General features: G+C 71.4%; 21 protein-coding genes and 1 riboswitch. Of the genes, 13 read left to right on the plus strand and 8 right to left on the minus strand.

Annotated elements, in window-relative coordinates:
• The first annotated feature begins 52 nt into the window (after window positions 1–52).
• The 5 genes from NOD94_RS23595 (at window position 53) to NOD94_RS23615 (ending at window position 3826) form a co-directional block, all read left to right on the plus strand.
• Window positions 53–1435: an L-serine ammonia-lyase gene (locus tag NOD94_RS23595; RefSeq protein WP_281208059.1), complete on the plus strand. Its 1383-nt coding sequence runs from the start codon at window positions 53–55 to the stop codon at window positions 1433–1435.
• A 282-nt stretch (window positions 1436–1717) separates the two neighbouring features.
• Window positions 1718–2032, plus strand: coding sequence for a hypothetical protein (locus tag NOD94_RS23600; protein ID WP_281208060.1), 315 nt, complete (start codon window positions 1718–1720; stop codon window positions 2030–2032).
• A gap of 219 nt (window positions 2033–2251) precedes the next feature.
• Complete coding sequence (locus NOD94_RS23605; protein WP_281208061.1) at window positions 2252–2701, plus strand: hypothetical protein; 450 nt, start codon at window positions 2252–2254, stop codon at window positions 2699–2701.
• Window positions 2702–2750: 49 nt separating this feature from the next.
• Complete coding sequence (locus NOD94_RS23610; RefSeq protein ID WP_281208062.1) at window positions 2751–3164, plus strand: SsgA family sporulation/cell division regulator; 414 nt, start codon at window positions 2751–2753, stop codon at window positions 3162–3164.
• 134 nt (window positions 3165–3298) lie between these two features.
• Complete coding sequence (locus NOD94_RS23615; RefSeq protein ID WP_281208063.1) at window positions 3299–3826, plus strand: hypothetical protein; 528 nt, start codon at window positions 3299–3301, stop codon at window positions 3824–3826.
• A gap of 90 nt (window positions 3827–3916) precedes the next feature.
• Here the strand turns inward: NOD94_RS23615 and NOD94_RS23620 are convergent, their stop codons facing one another.
• Window positions 3917–4633, minus strand: coding sequence for a flavodoxin family protein (locus NOD94_RS23620; RefSeq protein WP_281208064.1), 717 nt, complete (start codon window positions 4631–4633; stop codon window positions 3917–3919).
• Window positions 4634–4734: 101 nt separating this feature from the next.
• A riboswitch (cobalamin riboswitch) is annotated at window positions 4735–4931 on the plus strand.
• A gap of 28 nt (window positions 4932–4959) precedes the next feature.
• On the opposite strand from NOD94_RS23620, the gene NOD94_RS23625 reads away from it, so the two are divergent.
• From NOD94_RS23625 to NOD94_RS23645, 5 genes are read left to right on the plus strand one after another with little or no spacing between them, the layout of a single operon-like run.
• Window positions 4960–5658, plus strand: a complete 699-nt coding sequence (locus NOD94_RS23625; protein WP_281208065.1) for an energy-coupling factor ABC transporter permease — start codon at window positions 4960–4962, stop codon at window positions 5656–5658.
• Window positions 5655–6032, plus strand: a complete 378-nt coding sequence (locus NOD94_RS23630) for an energy-coupling factor ABC transporter substrate-binding protein (RefSeq protein WP_281208066.1) — start codon at window positions 5655–5657, stop codon at window positions 6030–6032. The genes NOD94_RS23625 and NOD94_RS23630 overlap by 4 nt, the downstream gene beginning before the upstream one ends.
• Window positions 6033–6036: 4 nt before the next feature.
• On the plus strand, window positions 6037–6786 hold the full coding sequence (gene cbiQ, locus NOD94_RS23635) for a cobalt ECF transporter T component CbiQ (protein ID WP_281208067.1): 750 nt from the start codon (window positions 6037–6039) through the stop codon (window positions 6784–6786).
• Window positions 6783–7604 (plus strand): ATP-binding cassette domain-containing protein, encoded by an 822-nt coding sequence (locus NOD94_RS23640; RefSeq protein ID WP_281208068.1) that lies wholly within the window; start codon window positions 6783–6785, stop codon window positions 7602–7604. Before cbiQ ends, NOD94_RS23640 begins: the two co-directional genes overlap by 4 nt.
• Before the next feature lie 29 nt (window positions 7605–7633).
• A complete protein-coding gene (locus NOD94_RS23645; RefSeq protein ID WP_281208069.1) occupies window positions 7634–8206 on the plus strand; it encodes a PadR family transcriptional regulator in 573 nt (190 codons plus the stop codon).
• Window positions 8207–8281: 75 nt separating this feature from the next.
• Here the strand turns inward: NOD94_RS23645 and NOD94_RS23650 are convergent, their stop codons facing one another.
• Window positions 8282–8494 carry an EF-hand domain-containing protein gene (locus NOD94_RS23650; protein ID WP_281208070.1) on the minus strand — a complete coding sequence of 71 codons (213 nt, stop codon included), beginning with the start codon at window positions 8492–8494 and terminating at the stop codon, window positions 8282–8284.
• A gap of 254 nt (window positions 8495–8748) precedes the next feature.
• Between NOD94_RS23650 and NOD94_RS23655 the strand changes: the two genes are divergently transcribed.
• Entirely contained in the window at window positions 8749–9570 is an 822-nt protein-coding gene (locus NOD94_RS23655) for a tRNA-dependent cyclodipeptide synthase (protein ID WP_281208071.1), read from the plus strand.
• Window positions 9551–10795 (plus strand): cytochrome P450, encoded by a 1245-nt coding sequence (locus NOD94_RS23660; RefSeq protein WP_281208072.1) that lies wholly within the window; start codon window positions 9551–9553, stop codon window positions 10793–10795. The genes NOD94_RS23655 and NOD94_RS23660 overlap by 20 nt, the downstream gene beginning before the upstream one ends.
• 127 nt (window positions 10796–10922) lie before the next feature.
• Here NOD94_RS23660 and NOD94_RS23665 read toward each other — a convergent pair whose 3' ends face one another.
• A complete protein-coding gene (locus NOD94_RS23665; protein WP_281208073.1) occupies window positions 10923–12113 on the minus strand; it encodes a YncE family protein in 1191 nt (396 codons plus the stop codon).
• Window positions 12110–12907 carry a polysaccharide deacetylase family protein gene (locus tag NOD94_RS23670; protein WP_281208074.1) on the minus strand — a complete coding sequence of 266 codons (798 nt, stop codon included), beginning with the start codon at window positions 12905–12907 and terminating at the stop codon, window positions 12110–12112. The genes NOD94_RS23665 and NOD94_RS23670 overlap by 4 nt, the downstream gene beginning before the upstream one ends.
• 463 nt (window positions 12908–13370) lie before the next feature.
• Here NOD94_RS23670 and NOD94_RS23675 point away from each other — a divergent pair, with 463 nt between their 5' ends.
• Window positions 13371–14480: an ABC transporter substrate-binding protein gene (locus NOD94_RS23675; protein WP_281208075.1), complete on the plus strand. Its 1110-nt coding sequence runs from the start codon at window positions 13371–13373 to the stop codon at window positions 14478–14480.
• A gap of 23 nt (window positions 14481–14503) precedes the next feature.
• On the opposite strand, the gene NOD94_RS23680 is transcribed toward NOD94_RS23675, so the two are convergent.
• From NOD94_RS23680 to NOD94_RS23695, 4 genes are all read right to left on the minus strand, one after another.
• Window positions 14504–15010, minus strand: coding sequence for an ATP-binding protein (locus NOD94_RS23680; RefSeq protein ID WP_319192624.1), 507 nt, complete (start codon window positions 15008–15010; stop codon window positions 14504–14506).
• 264 nt (window positions 15011–15274) lie between these two features.
• Window positions 15275–16042, minus strand: a complete 768-nt coding sequence (locus NOD94_RS23685) for an enoyl-CoA hydratase-related protein (RefSeq protein ID WP_281208077.1) — start codon at window positions 16040–16042, stop codon at window positions 15275–15277.
• A gap of 87 nt (window positions 16043–16129) precedes the next feature.
• Window positions 16130–17371: an Ig-like domain-containing protein gene (locus NOD94_RS23690; protein ID WP_281208078.1), complete on the minus strand. Its 1242-nt coding sequence runs from the start codon at window positions 17369–17371 to the stop codon at window positions 16130–16132.
• A 121-nt stretch (window positions 17372–17492) separates the two neighbouring features.
• Entirely contained in the window at window positions 17493–18194 is a 702-nt protein-coding gene (locus tag NOD94_RS23695) for a L,D-transpeptidase (RefSeq protein ID WP_281208079.1), read from the minus strand.
• Window positions 18195–18340 lie beyond the last annotated feature (146 nt).

Below are 18340 nucleotides of genomic sequence, written 5' to 3' on the forward strand. Positions count from 1 at the left end.
CGCTCCACCTCCTGCCCCCTCCCACCCCACGAGCAGACAAGGGAGTCCGCCAGTGGCCATCTCCGTCTTCGACCTCTTCTCCATCGGTATCGGCCCTTCCTCCTCCCACACGGTCGGCCCGATGCGCGCGGCGCGCATGTTCGTCACGCGGCTGAAGAAGGACGGCGTCCTCGCCCAGACCACCTCCGTCCGCGCGGAGCTCTTCGGGTCCCTCGGCGCCACCGGCCACGGCCACGGCACGCCCAAGGCGGTGCTGCTGGGTCTGGAGGGGCATTCCCCCCGCACGGTGAACGTGGAGACCGCCGACGCCGAGGTCGAGCGCATCCGGCAGAGCGGCCGGCTGCGGCTGCTGGGGGCGGAGATAGGCGATGGGCACGAGATCGCCTTCGACGAGCCCAACCAGCTGATCCTGCACCGCCGCCGCTCGCTCCCGTACCACGCGAACGGCATGACGCTCTTCGCCTACGACGAGGCCGGCAACCCGCTCCTGGAAAAGACGTACTACTCGGTCGGCGGCGGCTTCGTCGTCGACGAGGACGCGGTCGGCGAGGACCGGATCAAGCTCGACGACACCGAGCTGAAGTACCCCTTCCGCTCGGGCGACGAGATGCTCCGCCTCGCCAACGAGACCGGCCTGTCGATCTCCTCCCTGATGATGGAGAACGAGAAGGCCTGGCGCACCGAGGACGAGATCCGCGAGGGCCTCCTGGAGATCTGGCGGGTCATGCAGTCCTGCGTGGCGCGCGGCATGTCCCGCGAGGGCATCCTCCCGGGGGGCCTGCGCGTCAAGCGCCGGGCCGCCTCCACGGCGCGCCAGCTGCGCACCGAGGGCGACCCGATGATGCACCGCAGCGAGTGGACCACCATCTACGCGATGGCGGTCAACGAGGAGAACGCGGCGGGCGGCCGCGTGGTGACCGCCCCGACCAACGGCGCGGCCGGGGTGCTGCCCGCGGTCCTGCACTACTACACGAACTTCGTGCCGGGCGCGGACGAGGACGGAGTGGTGCGCTTCCTCCTCGCGGCGGGCGCGATCGGCATGCTGTTCAAGGAGAACGCCTCGATCTCCGGCGCCGAGGTCGGTTGCCAGGGCGAGGTCGGCTCGGCCTGCTCGATGGCGGCCGGCGCCCTCGCCGAGGTCCTGGGCGGCACCCCGGAGCAGGTCGAGAACGCCGCCGAGATCGGCATGGAGCACAACCTGGGCCTGACCTGCGACCCGGTCGGCGGTCTGGTGCAGATCCCCTGCATCGAGCGCAACGGCATGGCCGCCGTGAAGGCCGTCACCGCCGCGAAGATGGCCATGCGCGGCGACGGCAGCCACAAGGTCTCCCTCGACAAGGTCATCAAGACCATGAAGGAGACCGGCGCCGACATGAAGGTCAAGTACAAGGAGACCGCCCGCGGCGGCCTCGCGGTCAACGTCATCGAGTGCTGACCGGCACCGCCCGGGGCTGACCGGGGCAACGACGACGAAGGGGTCCGGCGCATGCGCGCCGGGCCCCTTCGCGCCATCATCCATCCGGACATTCCCGGTATGCGGAATTGCCACCGGTTCGACGTTTGGATCGAGTTGATCACGCTTGAGGGGGAACAAGCCGTTCTGGGCTGGTTTCTTGATGATCACGTACGCAAGGGTGGTCCCACGACGTCACGTCACACCCGGCGGTCGGCCAACCGCCTTGGAACCATGCCGTTTTGCGTACTGGAGGACTTCACCATGGCAAGCACCCGCAGCATCCGTGTGATGGCGGCGCTCGCATCGCTCCCCCTCGCCGCCGCCTTCTTCACGGGCGTGGCACAGGCCGACAACGGGGCCGGCGCCGCGGGCACCGCCTCGAACGCCGCCCTCGCCGAGATCCTCGGCAGCGGAGTCGGCGGCAGCAACACCGGCAACTCCTCCACCGCACAGCAGGTCGCCTCCGGCTTCGGCGCCTCGAACCAGAACAACGGCGCGCAGGCGAACGGCTCCGGTTTCACCGCCATCGGCCAGTCCAACGCTCACGACTCGCTGGTCTGGAACCCGCTGCCGTAGCGCCCGCGCGGCCCGCCGCCGCGCACCGACGAGCCCGTCCTCCTCCGGAGGGCGGGCTCTTCCGCGTACGGAACCGGGGGCGGGGCAGGGGCGTCGCAGGAGGCGGCTACGATCTCGCGTACCGGCGAGGGGGGAAGCGTGGAAACATCGCACTGGGCTTCAAGTCCGCATGCCTCGGGGTCATTTGAGGGCCACAATCCGATCGCCCTGATCACGGTCGTGCTGGTCGGACTGGTCGCCGCCGCCGGCCTCCTCGCGTACGCGCTCAACGCCCGACCACCCCGCCGCCGGATCGCCGCGGCCTGCACGGCCGGGGCCGTCGGCCTCTACGTGTGGGGAGCCCTGCCGCTGCTGTTCCTCGACGAGAGCGCCACCTTCGACGCCTGCCTGAAGACGGTCGGGCAGGACCGGATGGCCCGCGTCGACGAGTACCGGGCGACCTTCGTGCCACTGGGGCTGGAATGCCACGTCCCCGACGACCCGGGCCGCCACGTCGCCGTCGTCCCCCCGTACGTCAACCCGGGCGCGGCGCTGTTGCTGCTCGGCGCACTGGGCGCCGGGGTCTCCGCCCTGATCGGCGTACGGCTGCCCGCGGGACCCGAAGACGGGTCCAGGGGCCCGTCCGGCTCGGGACCTTCGGCGTCCGGCCGGGCCGAGGGGGTCGGCTAGCGTGCCGGAAGGGACCCGGAAGACCCCGTTCGAGAGGAAGGCTCACCCGTTGACCAGCGCCGTCACCGAGCACCGCGTCCTGCCGCTCCGGCTGGAGGCGGCTCCCGTGTCCGTCCCCCTCCAGGGGGTCTTCGTCTACCGCACGGACCGGCCGTACGAGCTGGCCGTGGACTTCCGCGGCGCGGGGGTCCACCTGGCGCGCTGGGTGTTCTCCCGGGAACTCCTGCTCGACGGGGAGACCACCGCCACGGGTGAGGGCGACATACAGGTGTGGCCCCGCCGGCAGCGTTCGGAGCCGCGGGTCTTCCTCGCCTTCAGCAACGGGCTGCAGAACTGCGTGGTCTCCGCCCGTGCCAAGGACGTCCGCGAGCTCTGCCGCCGGATGAGCACCCTGGTCCCGCGCGGGCAGGAGCGTCGCCACTACGACCTCGACGCCGAGGTGAGCGCCCTGCTGGCGCACTGACCGCCCTCCGGGTGGATCCCGGGGCGCCGGGCGGCCGGAAAATGGGGCCGCGCAGGCGTGCAACCGTAGGCGCCCGGCGGGTGTCCTACCCGGTGACACCCTTGTCCCCGTCTCTGAAGAATCGGGGGGACGTCATGCGTCACCTGCTTCGTCCTCGTCGTCGGCGGATCGTGGCCCTGGCCACGGGTGCGCTGCTCACCGCCGGGCTCGCGCTCGCCGGTCCGGCCACCGCCGCCTCGGCTGCCGCCTCCACCACCAAAACCCAGACTCCGCTCGTCGTGAACGCCCGCTGGGGCGGGCACTGCACCTTCGACCGGATCGTGATCGACCTCCAGGGCTACGTCCCGACGGTCAACGTCAGTCCCGTCCCCAAGCTGGTCTACGACGGGTCGGGCAAGCCCGTGCCGCTGGCCGGGAAGTACTTCCTGGAGATCCGCCTGAACCCCGCAGCGGGACACGACGACGCGGGTCAGAACGTCTACCTGGGCCCCCGGCTGCAGAAGATCTACCTGCCCAAGCTCAAGGGCATCGCCATGACCGGCGACTACGAGGGGTACGTGACCTTCGGCGCCGCCTTCGACACCAAGCCGGCCTACGGCGTCACCGTCCTGCACAACCCGGAGCGGGTCGTGGTGGACGTCTCGCACCCCAACGTGTGCTGAGCTGACGGGACCGCGAGCGGTCGGGGGCCCGGGGTGTCGCACACCCCGGGCCCCCTGTCGTCGCCGACCGCCCCCGCCCCCGGGCGGCGGTCAGCGGTGCTCGGGATTGGGGAAGTCGAAGCGGCAGCCCGCGTCCCACTCGGAGCGCTGGTTGCCGTGCGCGGGGAAGCCGCCGGCGCGCTTGATGAGCGCGGCCAGGTGCATGAGGTTCCAGGACATGAAGGCCGTGTTGCGGTTGGTGAAGTCGTTCTCGGGACCGCCCGAACCGGGGTCGAGGTAGGAGGGGCCCGGTCCGGCCTCGCCGATCCAGCCCGCGTCGGCCTGCGGCGGGACGGCGTAGCCGAGGTGCTGGAGGCTGTAGAGGACGTTCATGGCGCAGTGTTTGACGCCGTCCTCGTTGCCGGTGATCAGCGCTCCGCCGACGCGCCCGTAGTAGGCGTACTGACCCCGTTCGTTGAGGATCGAGGAGCAGGCGTAGAGCCGCTCGATCACCTGCTTCATGACGGAGCTGTTGTCGCCGAGCCAGATCGGACCGCAGAGCACGAGGATGTCGGCGTCCATGATCCGGCTGTACAGCACCGGCCACTGGTCGCTCTCCCAGCCGTGCTCGGTCATGTCCGGCCAGACCCCGGTGGCGATGTCGTGGTCGACCGCCCGGATCAGGGACGTGCGGGCTCCGGCGGCCTCCATGACGGCGCGGCTCCGCGCGATCAGGCCCTCGGTGTTGCTGGGCTCGGGCGAGCGTTTGAGCGTGCAGTTCACGTAGACGGCGGAGAGGTCCGAGTAGTCGAAGAAGTCGTCAGCCACTCCCCCACGCTGGCCCGACCGGTCCCCGCCCGCCATCGGACCGCATCCACCCGGGTCACCCCCGCCGGCGGGGCCGGGTTGTTACCGGTCCGCGCGGCCGACTACTGTCAGCGGGCCTTGGTGTTCGGGAAACCGGTGGGAAACCGGTGCGGCCCTCGCCACTGTGATCGGGAAGTCCGGCTCCATTCCTGCGGGAAGCCACTGGGTTCCGCGCGGGAGACCGCACGGCCCCGGGAAGGCGGAGTCAGGGCATCAGTACCCGTGAGCCAGGAGACCGGCCGAGGCGCGTCGTCCATCCACGAGGTGCTGGAGAGGTCTCTCTACTCATGCATATAGCCGAGGGGTTCCTACCCCCTTTGCACGCGGTCGCCTGGGGCGCCGCGTCCGCTCCGTTCGTCGTCCACGGCGTCCGCGCCCTCACCCGCGAGGTGAAGGCCAATCCCGAGAGCACCCTGCTGCTCGGGGCGTCCGGAGCGTTCACATTCGTCCTTTCCGCCCTGAAGATCCCTTCGGTGACGGGTAGTTGCTCGCACCCCACCGGCACGGGACTCGGAGCCATCCTCTTCAGGCCGCCGATCATGGCGGTGCTCGGCACGATCACCCTGCTGTTCCAGGCCCTGCTACTGGCGCACGGCGGGCTCACCACGCTCGGCGCCAACGTCTTCTCCATGGCCATCGCCGGCCCCTGGGCGGGCTACGGGGTCTACCGGCTGCTGAAGAAGTTCGACGTGCCGCTGATGGTGACCGTCTTCTTCGGCGCCTTCTTCGCCGACCTCGTCACCTACTGCGTGACCTCCGTCCAGCTCGCGCTGGCCTTCCCGGACCCGACCGGCGGTTTCGTCGGCGCCCTGGAGAAGTTCGCGGGCATCTTCGCCCTCACCCAGATCCCGCTCGCGGTCAGCGAGGGCCTGCTGACGGTCCTCGTGGTGCGGCTGCTGATGCAGTCCAGCAAGTCCGACCTGGTGCGCCTGGGCGTCGCCCGGCTGACCGGTACCAAGACGAAGCAGGAGGCGGCGGTCCGATGACCAGGAACGCGAAGATCAACACCCTGTTGCTGCTCGTGGTGGCGGCGCTGGCCGTGCTCCCGCTCGCGCTGGGACTCGGGGACGGCAAGGAGGAGCCGTTCGCGGGCGCCGACGCGCAGGCGGAGGCGGCCATCACCGAGCTGAAGCCGGACTACGAGCCCTGGTTCACCCCGCTGTACGAACCCCCTTCGGGCGAGGTCGAGTCGGCCCTGTTCGCCCTCCAGGCGGCGCTCGGCGCGGGCGTGCTCGCGTACTACTTCGGCGTGCGCAAGGGGCGCCGCCAGGGCGCGGCGCTCGCGGCCGCCGGGACCGGCGACGGAAGCGGTGCGGACGCCGTAACCGGTTCGGCGGCCGCGGCCGGCGCGGAGCGCTAGCGCGGTGCTGCCGATCGACGTGGCGGCGCACAGCAGCCGCTGGCGCCGCCGTCATCCGCTGGAGAAGGCCCTGCTGGGGCTGGGGCTGACGGTCACCGCCGTGTGCCTGCCGCCCTGGCCCGGCGGGCCGCTGGTCGCCGCGGCGACCCTGGTGGTGCTGCTCGGCCCCGCCGGGGTCGCCGGGCGGCAGTTGTGGCGGGCCTTCCGGGTCCCGCTCGGCTTCTGCTGCACGGGGGCGCTGCCGCTGCTGGTGTCCGTGGGCGGACCGGGGGGCTTCGTCTCGCTCGCCCCCGACGGGCCCCGGCACGCCGCCGAGCTGCTGCTTCGCACCTCGGCGGCCTCGCTCGGGGTGCTGCTGTTCGCCTTCACCACCCCGGTGTCGGACGTGCTGCCCCGGTTGGTGCGGGCGGGGGTGCCGGCCCCCGTCGTCGACGTGGCCCTCGTCATGTACCGGATCGGGTTCCTGCTGCTCGACTCGATGGCACAGGTCCGCCGCGCCCAGGCGGCCCGCCTCGGGCACACGAACCGGGCCGCGGTGTGGCGCTCGCTGGCCGGGCTCGCGGCGACCGCGTTCGTACGGGCCTTCGACCGCGCCGGACGGCTCCAGGAGGGGTTGGCCGGGCGCGGCTACGACGGCGCGCTGCGGGTGCTCGTCCCCGAGGCGGCCCTGTCCCGGCGGTTCCTGGCGGCGTCCGCCGCCCTGCTGACCTCCCTGGTCGGCCTGACCCTCGTACTGAAGGAGCTGTATCCGTGACCCCGTTGGTGGAGCTGGTCGGCGCGGGCTACGCCTACGAGGACGGCCCCGCCGTCCTCTCCGGCGTGGACTTCGGCATCGCGCCCGGCCGCGCGCTGGTCCTGCTGGGCCGCAACGGCAGCGGCAAGACCACGCTGATGCGGCTGCTCAGCGGGGGCCTGCGGCCCGGGTCGGGCGGACTGCGCCTCGACGGCGAGGTGGTGGCGTACGACCGGACCGGCCTGACCCGGCTGCGGACCTCGGTGCAGCTCGTGGTCCAGGACCCGGACGACCAGTTGTTCGCGGCATCGGTGGAGCAGGACGTGTCCTTCGGCCCGATGAACCTGGGACTGGCCGCGCCGGAAGTCCGCGAGCGGGTCGACGCGGCGCTGGCCGCCCTGGACATCACCGCGTTGCGGGACCGTCCCACGCACCTCCTCTCGTACGGGCAGCGCAAGCGCGCCGCCATCGCGGGAGCGGTCGCGATGGCCCCGCGCGTGCTGATCCTGGACGAGCCGACGGCCGGCCTGGATCCGGACGGCCAGGAACGGCTGCTGGACGTCCTGGCGGGCCTTCGGCAGGCGGGGACGACGGTGGTGATGGCCACCCACGACGTGGACCTCGCGGTCCGCTGGGCCGACGACGCGGCCGTCCTCACCCCGACGGGCATCCGCACCGGTCCGGCGACGGCCCTGCTCTCGGACCCGGACCTGCTGGCCTCGGCGGGCCTGCGCCAGGCCTGGTCCCCGGCCGTGACGGCCTTCCTGCGCGCCAAGGGTCTGCTCGACGAGGACGCCCCCGGCCCGCGCGTCCCCGAGGCGCTCGCCGCCTGGCGTTGAGCGGCGCCGCGCCTCCCTAGGATGGCGGCATGTCGCTCCCGCACGCCATCCTCACCGCCCTGCTCGAAAGGCCCTCGTCGGGCCTGGAGCTGACCCGGCGGTTCGACCGGTCGATCGGGTACTTCTGGTCCGCGACCCACCAGCAGATCTACCGGGAGCTGGGGCGGTTGGAGGAGGCCGGGCTGATCCGGGCGCTGCCCGGCGAGGTGCCCGTCCGGGGCCGGAAGAAGGAGTACGAGGTGCTGCCCGCCGGCAGCGCGGAGCTGGCCCGGTGGGTCGGCGAGAGTCAGGATCCCAAGCCGATGCGGGATCCGCTGCTGCTGCGCATCCGGGCGGCGGGCGTCGTGGGACCGCAGGGGCTGCTGCCCGAGCTGCGGCGCCACCTGGAGCTGCACCGGGGGCAGTTGGAGACGTACGAGGCCATCGAGACGAAGGACTTCCCGCCGGGCCGCGACGCCGTCGAGGACCGGCTGCGCCGGCTCGTGCTGCACGGGGGCATCGCCCTGGAGACGTTCTGGCTGCGCTGGCTGGAGGAGGCCCTGGCCGAGGTCGACGGCATGACCGCGCCGGACGCCCCGCGGGAGGGCGGCGACAAGGCCTGACGCGCCCCCGCCGGGGCGGGGGCGGTGGGCGGCGTGGGCCGGCTCGGCTCGCGGGCCGGCTCGCCGCGCGTGGGCCTACTTGTTGAGGGAGGCCCAGAACTCGTCGAAGCTGAGCAGCTTGTCGCCGTTCGCGTCCTTGGAGGCGATGACGGCGTCGGCGACGGCGCCGGTGACGAACGCGTCGCCCATGGCCTTCATGGCCGCGCTGTACTCGTCGGCCGTGACGAAGCCGTCGCCGTCCGCGTCGAACCTGCCGAACGTCGCCCGTGCGCTCTCGATGTCCGCCACTGGGTCCACCCCTTCTTGGTGCTTGTTGACCGGCTCAGGGTAGCGGCCGCCGGGCCCGTCTCCTCCCTCGGGTCCCGTTCGGTCGGCAGAAACAAATTCAATTACCCTTCCGTAACGCGGAAGTGATAATTCCGGCCAACAAATCCGGCCCCCACTTGTCACGCTCCGGGATCACGGCATAACGTACAGACATTGCCGCCACACCGGGAGCGCAGGGCTCCCAGGGACAAGCGGCAACAAGGGCGATCACACAGGTGACGATCACAGCTGACGCATCATTCGAAGTTCTGCCCTTCACCCGCACCTGCCGCCATATCTGGGAAGACGGCGACCATGTGCTCATCGGCGTGAGTCCTGGCAACAGCTACTTCAGCGCCGAGCGCGTGTCCAGTCTTGCCCGATGGGCCACGACCCGCTTCGCGCAGGTCGACTTCGTCTACGCAGACCTCCACGTCGACCGGATGTTCGCCGCCTTCGGCTACACCCCGGAGCATGCGGAGAAGCGCGCGACGAAAGAGATAAAGGCGGTCCGGAGGAGGATTCTCAAAGGCGTCGAGGAATCAGGACCTCAACAGGCCGAGATCCGAGTGAGGGCACTTTCGGAGTTCCAGGCGAACCCCGTCTACCAACTTCTGCACCGACGCGTGCTCCATTTTTTGGAGACCGATGACGCATTCCGCAAGGGTTGCGAGGAAATGGCTCTCCATTTCGTCGGATCCAAGTTGCCGGAAGGTGAATCCATCACGGACGCACAGTTGCAGGTCTGTTTCGATTACATGGCGGCCGAGCTGCCCTTCTTCGTGGACACCCCGAGCATTCTCGACGTGCCGTCCTCCGTGGCGGCCTACCACGTCAAGATGCCGATGACGGACCTCCTCTTCGCCCGGGGCGGGGGCCTGCGCGCCACCCGCAACCAGGCGTACGCCGTCGTGCGCCCCGAGGCCGTCGACGCCACGGACAACGGGCCGGCGGACGCCGCGCCCACGACCAACACCGCACCGCAGGGCACGGCACCTCAGAGCACCGTGAACCACGCGACCACCGAGAGGACCGTCGATGAGCGTCGAGCAGCTTGAGGGCCGGGGCGGACGGGAGCAGCAACAGCCGCTCCTCGACTTCCCGCTCTCGCGGCGCGGTGACGTACTGCCGGAGGAGTGCTCCTGGCTCCGCGAGAAGGCGCCGGTCGCCAAGGTCCGTACCCTCACCGGGGATCCGGCCTGGCTGGTCAGCAGCTACGCGCTCGCCAAGCAGGTCCTGGAGGACGAGCGCTTCAGCCTCAAGGACACCGCGAACGCCGGGGTGCCCCGGCAGTACGCCCTGACGATCCCGCCCGAGGTCGTCAACAACATGGGCAACATCAACAGCGCCGGCCTGCGCAACGCGGTCATGAAGGCGCTCAACCCGCGCCAGAAGGGGCTTCAGGAGCACCTGCGCGCCCGGGCCGGTGAACTCATCGACCTGATCATCGCCGAGGGCGGCCCGGCTGACCTCCGGGCGGGGTTCGCCGACCCCTTCTCGGCGGCCCTGCACTGCCAGGTGCTGGGGGTGCCGTTCGAGGACTGGCGTCGCCTGATGTCGGGCCTGGACGTCGCGTTCATGACCGCCCGCGAGCCGTTCGCCGACTCCGCGCTCAACTGGTACAAGGACGTCGGCTACTTCGCCGAGCGGTTGCAGGCGCAGCTCGCGCTGCCGGCCGAGGAGCGTACGGGGCTCCTCGGACGGTTCGCGGACCTGAAGGAGGCCGACCCCGAGTCGGCGCACCTGACGGACGAGATGTTCGCGACGGTCGCGGTGTCCCTGTTCGGCGCGGGCGCGGTGTCCACGTCGGCGTTCCTGGTCCTCGCGGTGCTCGCGCTGCTCCAGAGGCCGGAGCTGATCGGGTACCTGCGCGAGCACCCGGAGCGGATGGGCAAGGCGGTCGACGAGTTGCTGCGCTGGAACCTGTCCGTCGGTGACGGGCTGCCGCGCATCGCGCTGGCGGACGTCCAGGTCGGCGACGTCCTGGTGCGGGAGGGAGAGCTGGTCCTGGTCCTGCTGGAGGGCGCCAACTTCGACCCCGAGGCGTTCGAGAACCCGGACGAACTGGACCTGGAGCGGGAGAGCCCGAACTCCCACCTCGCCTTCGGCGCGGGGCGGCACTTCTGCCCGGCCTCGGCGCTGGGCCGGGCGCACGCCGAGATCGCGCTGGAGGTGCTGGTCGAGCGACTGCCGCAGCTGCGGCTCGCGGTCCCCGCGGAGAACCTCGTCTGGCGGACGGGATTCATCAAGCGGCTGCCCGAGCGGCTGCCCGTGGCCTGGTGACCCCGGGCCGACCATGAGCCGAGGGGCGTCCGGCGGGGCGCCCCTCGTGGATCCGGTGTCCCGGGAGCTGTGCGAGCTCCCGGGGCGCCGTCATGCCCGGCCGCCGGGCCTCCGGCCCTGCCGCCGACTAGCGGAAGATCCCGGTGTGGCCCAGCGAGTAGCGCCCGGGTTGCGGGTACACGGCGAGTCCGTGCGGGCCGTCGCCGACCGGGATGCGGGCCAGTTGCTTGCCCGTCGTGGTGTCGATCGCGTAGACCTCGGAGTTGTAGCGGCCGGACAGCCACAGCACCTTGCCGTCGGCGGAGACCCCGCCCATGTCCGGGCTGCCGCCGTCCGGCAGCTCCCACTTCTTGGTGAGCCGGTTCTGCTTGAAGTCGAAGACGGAGATGCTGCCCTCGCCCCGGTTGGGGACGTACATCTCCTTGGAGTCACGACTGATGTACAGGCCGTGGCAGCCCTTTCCGGTGGGGAGCAGTTTGGGGGTGTCGAACTTGTCCCCGCTGAGCACCCACATGCCGTGCGCCATCATGTCCGCGACGTAGAAGGTCTTCCCGTCGGGGGACACCTTGACGTCCTGCGGCATCGCTCCCTCGAACGGCAGTTTCTGCTGGCCGATGACCTCCATCTTCTCGGTGTCGACCTTGAGGAGTTCGCCGGAGAACTCGCAGCTCACGATGAAGTAGCGACCGTCGGCGGAGAAGTCCGCGTGATTGACGCCGAAACAGGTCACCGGGACCGTCTTCACTCGGTTCATGGTGTGCGGATCGCGGAACACCAACTCGCGGTCCAAGGAGGCCATCACGATGGCGTACTTGCCGTTCGGCGTGAAGTAGAGGTTGTACGGGTCGTGCACCTCGACGTCCTTGCCCGACTCCCCCGTGGCCGGGTTGATCGGGGTGAGCGTGTGACCGCGGTTGTTGTTGACCCACAGGGTCTTCATGTCCCAGGAGGGGACGACGTGCTGGGGCTGGACGCCGACCGGAATGGTGTCGATGACCTTGTAGGTGGCCGGGTCGATCACGGACACCGTGTTGGAGTTGGTGTTCGGCACGTAGACGCGCGGCGGGAAGTCCTTGACCACCGGGGAGAGGTTGTTGGGCCGGTCGGCCGCGTACACGTCGTTGGGGTCGAGCACCGGTGGCATGCCCGGGAGCCCCGGGGGCGCGACCGGTACGACCTTGGCCGGGCGGGCCGGCCCGTTGGAGCCGAGTGCCGCGGGCTCGCCCTTGCCGCCGGATCCTCCGCAGCCGGCCAGGGCGGCGAGGACCAGTCCGGCGAGGAGCGCGGTGGCCTTGCGTGGAAGGCGGTTCGTGGTCATGGGGTCAGCAGCTCCGTGGTGGTCACCGCGCGCAGCTCGCGGCGCGCGAGTTCTTCGAGGAGGGGCGGCATCGCGTCGACCGTGTCCGCGTAGCCGAAGTGCAGGCTCACCACCGATCCGCCTTGGATCGTCCCGGTGACGTTGCGGATGACGGCCGCGGCGCCGGGCGAGGTGAAGTCGAGGGAGTCCACGTCGTACGAGAGGACGTGCGGGTAGCCCGCCCGCTGGGCCAGCGTGCGCACGAGCGCGGTGGCGTACTGGGTCTGCGAGGGGCGGAACCAGGTCCCGATGGAACCGGTGAGGCGCTTGAGGCGCTGGGCGCAGCCGGTGATCTCCGCGTAGGCCTCCGCCTCGGACATGTCGTTGATCGCGAGGTGGCGCTGGGTGTGGTTGCCGAGCTCGTGGCCGCCGTCCAGGACGCGGCGGGCCATGTCGGGGTGGGCGTCGAGCCAGCTCCCGACGGCCAGGACGGTGACCCGGGCTCCGGCCCGCTCGGCCTCGGCGAGGACGGAGCGGGCGATGGCGGGGTCCCCGTTGCCGTGGAAGGTGAGGGCGACCCGGCGCCGGTCGCGCGCGCCGTGCCCGATCTCGACGGGCTGCCCGGCGAACCGGCGGGGGGCCGGTGCGGGGGCGGCCGGTGCGGGCTTGGCCGTCGCCCCGCCGGTGGCCTTCGGCGAGGCGGCGGGAGCGGGTCCCCGGTCGGCGGTCCGCTCCGTCCCGCAGCCGGCGGTGAGACCGGCCAGTGTGGCGAGGCCCGCGCGCAGGGCCGCCCGGCGGCCTGATGGTGAGAACACCTGCCCATTTAAGGGGTGGATGACCCGGAAGGTAATGATTGACCCAATTCGGGACCTTCGCGGGCCGGGTTCTGCGACACCTCCGTCCACTACGTGATCAACGATTCACGCAGAGCAGTCGATACTTATTCATGGATTACGAGGTGAGTGGCCCATCTCACCAAGGATTTAGGTGGAAACTCTTAGGATATGCACACTTATGTCCAACTTGGGACTTTTGGCGTTCGGGCCCTCGTCTGCCATAGTCGCCATCACGGCTTCCCCATTGACCCGAGCGAAGTCGCCCGCCGAGGATCACACCCCCTTCGATCCTCGGCGCACCCATGAAACCCCCGCATCGCCCCACCACGGCGCCAGGGGGTTTCTGGCGTTCCGGGCCCGTTCCCGCGGGGTGCCGGAACGGCCTGCGCGGGCCGGCGATAAACGGTTGCCCCGGCCCCGGGCGGTGGATCCAATGACCGTCATGAGTGCGAACCATCCGCCCCGACCCGTGCCCCCGAAGGGGTCACCCGTCCGTCTGGGCGCCCTCGCCCCACTGACCCGGCCCGGCTGGGTCACGGCGGGCCGCCACCTGCTGGCGGGGCTCGACCTGGCCGTCCGCGAGGTCAACGCCGCCGGTGGGATCGACGGCGACCCGCTGGAGCTGCTGGTCCGCGACACCGCGGCCGATCCGGAGCGGGCCGCGGCGGCCGTGCGGGAACTCGCCGACATGGGCGTGGCCGCCGTGGTCGGCGAGTACCACAGCGTCGTCGCCCGCGCCGCCGCAGCCCGGGCCGACGCCCTCGGCGTACCGTTCCTCTGCTCGTCGGCGGTGCTCGACGCGCTCACCGACGAACCGACGGAGTGGGTCGCACGCCTCGCCCCCGCCCAGTCCCGGGGCTGGCGGACCTACGGGGACTTCCTCCTCGGCACGGGCCGGCGGCGGATCGCCGTGGCGACCCAGCCGAGCGCGTACTGGGCCACCGGCACCCGCGTCCTGCGGGACCACCTCGCTCCGCACGGCGTCGACGTCATCGAACTCGACGCGAACGCGCTGTCCCCCGGGGCCCTGTGCGACGCACTGGTCGACCACGGCGCGACGGCGCTCCTCCTGCTGGCGGGCCATCCGGAGCCGGCGACGGCGATCGTCAGGGCGGTCCGGTCCGACCCGCGCCTAGCGGGCACGCTGATCGGCGCTCCGGCCGGACAGCCGGAGTTCGCCGAATGGGCCGCGCTGCTGGGCGCGGACGGCGCCGGGATCCCGTTCCTGCGCTACGTGCCCGAACACCTCGGTCCGCTCGGCGAACGCGTCGGGGCGGAGCTCCGCGAGCTGCTGGGCGAGGCGCCCTCCTTCGTCGCCTTCGAGGGCTGGGACACCATCGCCGTCCTCGCCGAGGTGCTGCGTTCCCACGGCACGGAACGGGCGGCCGTCGCAGGGGCGTGGCCGCGCGTGGCCGTCGAGGGCACCCGCGGGCCGATCCGGTTCTCCCGCGTGCCGGGCATCGGCGTTCGGCAATGGGCCTGGGCGCCGATCCAGGTCGCCGATCGCGATCCGGCGGAACCGGACCGCTTCCGGACCCTCCACACCGGGTGAGGGGCGGAGGGCCGACCGCCGGGTCAGCGGTCGGCCACGCGCATCTCGAACCAGGTGATCTTGCCGCGCGGCAGCAGGTCGGCGCCCCAGCGGTCGGACAGCTTGTCGACGAGGAAGAGCCCGCGACCCGTGGTGTCCAACTCGTGCACCGGCATCAGACAGGGCAACCCGCGCGAGGGGTCGCGCACCTCGACGCGGATCCAGCCGCGCCGACGGAGCATCCGTAAACCGAAGGAACGGGCCCCGGTGTGGCGCACGGCGTTGCCGACGAGTTCAGAGACCAGCAGGACGGCGTGCTCGGCGATCTGCGGCGAGAGGCCCCAGAAGCGGATCACCACGCTCTGGGTGAGCCGCCGGGCCGTGCTCGCCGATTCGGGCATGGAGGGCAGGATCACCTCCGCCTCGGCCGGGTTCCCGTACAACTCCAGCGCTTTGAGACCCTGTTCGTCCTCAAGCGCCGCCGTGAGCCGTACGGCCGAAGCGCTACTGATGCGCTGCCGCGGCTGCTCAACACCCTCCAGGCCCGCCATGCACCCATCATGGACGGCCGATGCGCCCGTCCGGGCCGTTCCGCAGGAAAACACCCCCCGGAACCTTCGATTCCGGGAGGGTGCATCGGCATATGCACAAGGCAATCAGGGGGCTGTGATACCCATTTGACCTGCGGTGACAACGCGTCGCGCGGCGATCACCGCGAGTGGATCGCCATTTCCCCTTAAGGCTGCCTTAAGGCCTGGCTAATCCACCCCCAGGGAGGAGGCCGCGCTCATACGACCGCGCTCATACGGCCGCGCTCATACGAACTTGGCCTTGCCCGGGCCCTCCTCGACGAAGCTGCGCATGCCGCGCTCGCGGTCCTCGGTGGCGAACAGGCCCGCGAACCAGTTGCGTTCGATGGTCAGGCCGGTGTCGATGTCTGCCTCCAGACCCGCGTCCACGCACTCCTTCGCGGCGCGCAGCGCGAGCGCCGGGCCCTGCGCCAGCTTGGCGGCCCAGGCGTGCGCCTGCTCGTACACCTCGGCGGCGGGCACGATCCGGTCCACCAGGCCGAGGGCGAGGGCCTCTTCGGCCTTCACCATCCGGCCGGTGAAGATCAGGTCCTTGGCCTTGGACGGGCCGATCAGCCGGGACAGCCGCTGGGTGCCGCCCGCGCCCGGGATCAGGCCGAGCAGGATCTCCGGCTGGCCGAGCTTGGCGTTGTCGGCGGCGATCCGGTAGTCGGCGCACAGCGCGAGTTCGCAGCCACCGCCGAGCGCGTAACCGGTGATGGCCGCGACGACGGGCTTGGGAATCCGGGCGACGGCCGTGAAGGCCTCCTGCAGGCCGCGGGACCGGGCGACCATGGCCGCGTGGTCCATGACCTGCATCTCCTTGATGTCCGCGCCGGCCGCGAACACCTTCTCCCCGCCGTAGAGGACGACCGCGCGCACGTCGGCGCGGTCGGTGGCCTCCACCGCGAGCTCGCGGAGCCGGTCCTGGGTGGCGATGTCCAGGGCGTTCATGGGCGGCCGGTCCAGCAGGATGGTGCCGACGCCTTCGGAGACTTCGAGAGAGATGGTCATACGGGTCAGGTTAGCGGCGGTTAACCACAAGTGGCCCGGTGCCGTGGGTCACAGCACCGGGCCACTTCGACTACGTGCGCGAGCGGCTTACTTGATCCACTCCGCCCAGTCCATGTTCCAGCCGTTCAGGCCGTTGTCCGGGGCGATCTGCTTGTCCTTGGAGTTCTTCACGACGACCACGTCGCCGATCAGCGACTCGTTGAAGAACCAGGCGGCCGGGGTGCTGTCGTCACCGGCGCCGCGGACGTCGCGCAGGCCGACGCAGCCGTGGCTGACGTTCTCCGAGCCGAAGGTGCCCGAAGAGGCCCAGTAGTTGCCGTGGACGAAGGTGCCCGACTGCGACAGCCGCATCGCGTGCGGCACGTCGGAGATGTCGTACTCGCCGCCGAAGCCGACCGTGGCGCCGTTCATCCGGGTCACCTTGTACTTCTCGCTGATGACCATCTGCCCGTTGTAGGTGGTCGTCGCCGGGGCACCCGCGGTGATCGGGATGTTCTTGAGCACCTGGCCGTCGCGGACGACCTCCATCTGCTTGGAACTCGCGTCGACCGTGGTCACCTGGGAGCGGCCGACGGTGAAGGTGACCGTACGGGTCTGCTTGCCGTAGACCCCCGGACGGCCCTCGACCCCGTCGAGGGCGAGCTTCACGGTGACCTTCGTGCCGGCGGCCCAGTACTTCTCCGGGCGGAAGTCGAGGCGGTCGTTGCCGAACCAGTGGCCCTCGACGGGGACGGACGGCTCGGCGGTGACCGTGATGGCCTTCTCGACGGCCTCGGGGTTGGTGATCCCACGGGTGAAGTTGATCGACACCGGCATGCCCACGCCGACGGTCGAGCCGTCCTCGGGCGTGTAGTGGCCGACGAAGGTGTTGACGGGGGTCAGGGTGGAGAAAGTGGTGTCCTTGGCGGACTCGCGTCCCGCCTCGTCCTTCGCGACCGCGTGCACCTTGTACTCGGTGGCCGAGGCCAGGTGGCGGTTGGGCTCCCAGCTCGCGCCGTCCGCGGCGAGCTTGCCCTCGACCGCGTTGCCCTTGGTGTCGGCGACGGTCACCGTGGTGAGCTTGCCGCCCGTGCTGGTTATCTTCAGGACGCCGCTCGTGGCGACCTCCTTGGCCCCGTCGTCCGGCTTGACGTTGACCACGGCCTTGGACGCCTCGGTGCCGGTCTTGCCGCCGCCCCCGGATCCGCCGCCCTTCCCGTCGCCGCCCCCGCTGTTGCCCCCGCCGCTGCACGCGCTGGTCAACAGCAGGGCCGCTCCCAGCAGGAGGGCCGGCAGGCCGGTGCGGACGCGGCCGCGTATCGGCTGCAGGTTCACTCGTGTACTCCCCATGTCCCCCGCGCGCGGGCAGTCGCGCGCATGTCGACAGGTAATCACAGGGGAACAACACGAAAAAGCACGGTCTTGTCACCGTTCCGTCCCAAGTGCCCGGCCCGGCGCGGGCCCCCGGACCTCAGTCCTCGGTGCCGGGTTTGACGCCCCATACGTAGACGACGTCGCCCTCCCGCAGCAGGTCCCACAGCCGCTTCGCGTCAGGCACCGTGAGGTTCACGCAGCCGGCCGAGCCGCCGTGCTCGAAGAGCGGGCCGGGGCGGCCGTGCAGGGCCTGGCCCCTGTCGAAGAACTGGGCGTACGGCATGGGGGCGTCGTCGTACAGGGTCGACTTGTGGTCCTTGCTGCGCCAGTAGACCTCGTGCAGTCCGGGGCGGGTCTCCTCCTCGTCGCGGCCGGTGCGGACGGGCACGGGCGGGAACACGACGCGGCGGCCGCTCTGCACCCACAGCAGCTGGCGCGCAAGGTCCACGCACGTCACCCGGTGGCCGCGGACGGGGCACTCCCCGGCGGCGTTCGGGTTCGCGCGGGCGGCGACGGCGACGGCCGTCCGGTGGGTGACGAGGCCCGCGTAGCCGTCGGCCGGGGTGACCCCGTGCTCGTGCTGGAAGGCGCGGACGGCGAGGCAGTCGGCCCGGGACTGGACCCCGTCGACCGGCAGGCGCAGCTGGGCCTCCAGCTCCCGCTGGTAGGGGCCGGTGCCGGCCGTGCAGGCCCGCTCCGGCTCCGGCTCGGCCGCCGCGGCGGCGGGGGCGGCGAGCGCGAGCGCCGCCCACAGGGCCGCGGTTCCGGCCGCCGTGACCGCCGCCTGACGTGTAGCCATCCGGGCCTCCTCCGGCCCGCCGGCCGGGCCACCGCCCTCCACCCAACCGGCGCCGGCGGCGGTGCGCCCGCGCGGGGGGGGGGGGGGGGGGGGGGGGGGGGGGGGGGGGGGGGGGGGGGGGGGGGGGGGGGGGGGGGGGGGGGGGG

Source organism: Streptomyces sp. Isolate_45 (genome assembly GCF_024721315.2).
GTDB lineage: Bacteria > Actinomycetota > Actinomycetes > Streptomycetales > Streptomycetaceae > Streptomyces.